2 rRNA genes are annotated in these 3,374 nt (G+C 50.1%); both read right to left on the reverse strand.

The window, feature by feature from the left end:
* Nucleotides 1–12: 12 nt before the first annotated feature.
* A 5S ribosomal RNA gene (gene rrf, locus JQ845_RS22700) occupies nucleotides 13–128 on the reverse strand.
* A 156-nt stretch (nucleotides 129–284) separates the two neighbouring features.
* Nucleotides 285–3,178: ribosomal RNA gene (locus tag JQ845_RS22705) — 23S ribosomal RNA — on the reverse strand.
* Nucleotides 3,179–3,374 lie beyond the last annotated feature (196 nt).

Consider the following 3,374-nt stretch of genomic DNA (forward strand, 5'->3'; position numbering starts at 1 on the left):
TTTGGAATTTAATCTTGACGATGACCTACTCTCACATGGGGAAACCCCACACTACCATCGGCGATGCATCGTTTCACTTCTGAGTTCGGGATGGGATCAGGTGGTTCCAATGCTCTATGGTCGTCAAGAAATTCGGTAGCCAGCGCGTTTACCTTGCGGTCAACGTTCCAGCGAATGGGTATGTAATAGATTTGTGTGTTGTGCAAACTTTCGGTTTGTATCGTCTTCACACACCGCAACTTGTCTGTTCTTGTCATCAAGAACGCAAATTGCTTGGGTGTTATATGGTCAAGCCTCACGGGCAATTAGTATTGGTTAGCTCAACGCCTCACAGCGCTTACACACCCAACCTATCAACGTCGTAGTCTTCGACGGCCCTTTAGGGAACTCAAGGTTCCAGTGAGATCTCATCTTGAGGCAAGTTTCCCGCTTAGATGCTTTCAGCGGTTATCTTTCCCGAACATAGCTACCCGGCAATGCCACTGGCGTGACAACCGGAACACCAGAGGTTCGTCCACTCCGGTCCTCTCGTACTAGGAGCAGCCCCTCTCAAATCTCAAACGTCCACGGCAGATAGGGACCGAACTGTCTCACGACGTTCTAAACCCAGCTCGCGTACCACTTTAAATGGCGAACAGCCATACCCTTGGGACCGGCTTCAGCCCCAGGATGTGATGAGCCGACATCGAGGTGCCAAACACCGCCGTCGATATGAACTCTTGGGCGGTATCAGCCTGTTATCCCCGGAGTACCTTTTATCCGTTGAGCGATGGCCCTTCCATACAGAACCACCGGATCACTAAGACCTACTTTCGTACCTGCTCGACGTGTCTGTCTCGCAGTCAAGCGCGCTTTTGCCTTTATACTCTACGACCGATTTCCGACCGGTCTGAGCGCACCTTCGTACTCCTCCGTTACTCTTTAGGAGGAGACCGCCCCAGTCAAACTACCCACCATACACTGTCCTCGATCCGGATAACGGACCTGAGTTAGAACCTCAAAGTTGCCAGGGTGGTATTTCAAGGTTGGCTCCATGCAGACTGGCGTCCACACTTCAAAGCCTCCCACCTATCCTACACAAGCAAATTCAAAGTCCAGTGCAAAGCTATAGTAAAGGTTCACGGGGTCTTTCCGTCTAGCCGCGGATACACTGCATCTTCACAGCGATTTCAATTTCACTGAGTCTCGGGTGGAGACAGCGCCGCCATCGTTACGCCATTCGTGCAGGTCGGAACTTACCCGACAAGGAATTTCGCTACCTTAGGACCGTTATAGTTACGGCCGCCGTTTACCGGGGCTTCGATCAAGAGCTTCGCGTTAGCTAACCCCATCAATTAACCTTCCGGCACCGGGCAGGCGTCACACCCTATACGTCCACTTTCGTGTTTGCAGAGTGCTGTGTTTTTAATAAACAGTCGCAGCGGCCTGGTATCTTCGACCGGCGTGGGCTTACGCAGTAAATGCTTCACCCTCACCGGCGCACCTTCTCCCGAAGTTACGGTGCCATTTTGCCTAGTTCCTTCACCCGAGTTCTCTCAAGCGCCTTGGTATTCTCTACCCAACCACCTGTGTCGGTTTGGGGTACGGTTCCTGGTTACCTGAAGCTTAGAAGCTTTTCTTGGAAGCATGGCATCAACCACTTCGTTATCTAAAAGATAACTCGTCATCAGCTCTCGGCCTTAGAATCCCGGATTTACCTAAGATTCCAGCCTACCACCTTAAACTTGGACAACCAACGCCAAGCTGGCCTAGCCTTCTCCGTCCCTCCATCGCAATAACCAGAAGTACAGGAATATTAACCTGTTTTCCATCGACTACGCTTTTCAGCCTCGCCTTAGGGACCGACTAACCCTGCGTCGATTAACGTTGCGCAGGAAACCTTGGTCTTTCGGCGTGGGTGTTTTTCACACCCATTATCGTTACTCATGTCAGCATTCGCACTTCTGATACCTCCAGCAAGCTTCTCAACTCACCTTCACAGGCTTACAGAACGCTCCTCTACCGCATCATCCTAAGATGATACCCGTAGCTTCGGTGTATGGTTTGAGCCCCGTTAAATCTTCCGCGCAGGCCGACTCGACTAGTGAGCTATTACGCTTTCTTTAAAGGGTGGCTGCTTCTAAGCCAACCTCCTAGCTGTCTAAGCCTTCCCACATCGTTTCCCACTTAACCATAACTTTGGGACCTTAGCTGACGGTCTGGGTTGTTTCCCTTTTCACGACGGACGTTAGCACCCGCCGTGTGTCTCCCATGCTCGGCACTTGTAGGTATTCGGAGTTTGCATCGGTTTGGTAAGTCGGGATGACCCCCTAGCCGAAACAGTGCTCTACCCCCTACAGTGATACATGAGGCGCTACCTAAATAGCTTTCGAGGAGAACCAGCTATCTCCGAGCTTGATTAGCCTTTCACTCCGATCCACAGGTCATCCGCTAACTTTTCAACGGTAGTCGGTTCGGTCCTCCAGTTAGTGTTACCCAACCTTCAACCTGCCCATGGATAGATCGCCCGGTTTCGGGTCTATTCCCAGCGACTAGACGCCCTATTAAGACTCGCTTTCGCTACGCCTCCCCTATTCGGTTAAGCTTGCCACTGAAAATAAGTCGCTGACCCATTATACAAAAGGTACGCAGTCACCCAACAAAGTGGGCTCCCACTGCTTGTACGCATACGGTTTCAGGATCTATTTCACTCCCCTCTCCGGGGTTCTTTTCGCCTTTCCCTCACGGTACTAGTTCACTATCGGTCAGTCAGTAGTATTTAGCCTTGGAGGATGGTCCCCCCATATTCAGACAAAGTTTCTCGTGCTCCGTCCTACTCGATTTCACTGTAAAGATGTTTTCGCGTACAGGGCTATCACCCACTATGGCCGCACTTTCCAGAGCGTTCCGCTAACATCAATACAGCTTAAGGGCTGGTCCCCGTTCGCTCGCCACTACTAAGGGAATCTCGGTTGATTTCTTTTCCTCAGGGTACTTAGATGTTTCAGTTCCCCTGGTTCGCTTCTTAAGCCTATGTATTCAGCTTAAGATACCTAACTTATGTTAGGTGGGTTCCCCCATTCAGACATCTCCGGATCAAAGTCTGTTTGCCGACTCCCCGAAGCTTTTCGCAGGCTACCACGTCTTTCATCGCCTCTGACTGCCAAGGCATCCACCGTATGCGCTTCTTCACTTGACCATATAACCCCAAGCAATCTGGTTATACTATGAAGACGACATTCGCCGAAAATTCGCATGTTCAATTAAGAACGTTCACAAATTTTACCTTAGCCTGAATAAACACCAGTGAAAGTGCTATCCAGTCTAACTTTCTATTACATACCCAAATTTTTAAAGAACGATCTAATCAAAAGATCAGAAATCAACATTCACCA

Source organism: Pseudomonas paraversuta (genome assembly GCF_904063065.1).
GTDB lineage: Bacteria > Pseudomonadota > Gammaproteobacteria > Pseudomonadales > Pseudomonadaceae > Aquipseudomonas > Aquipseudomonas paraversuta.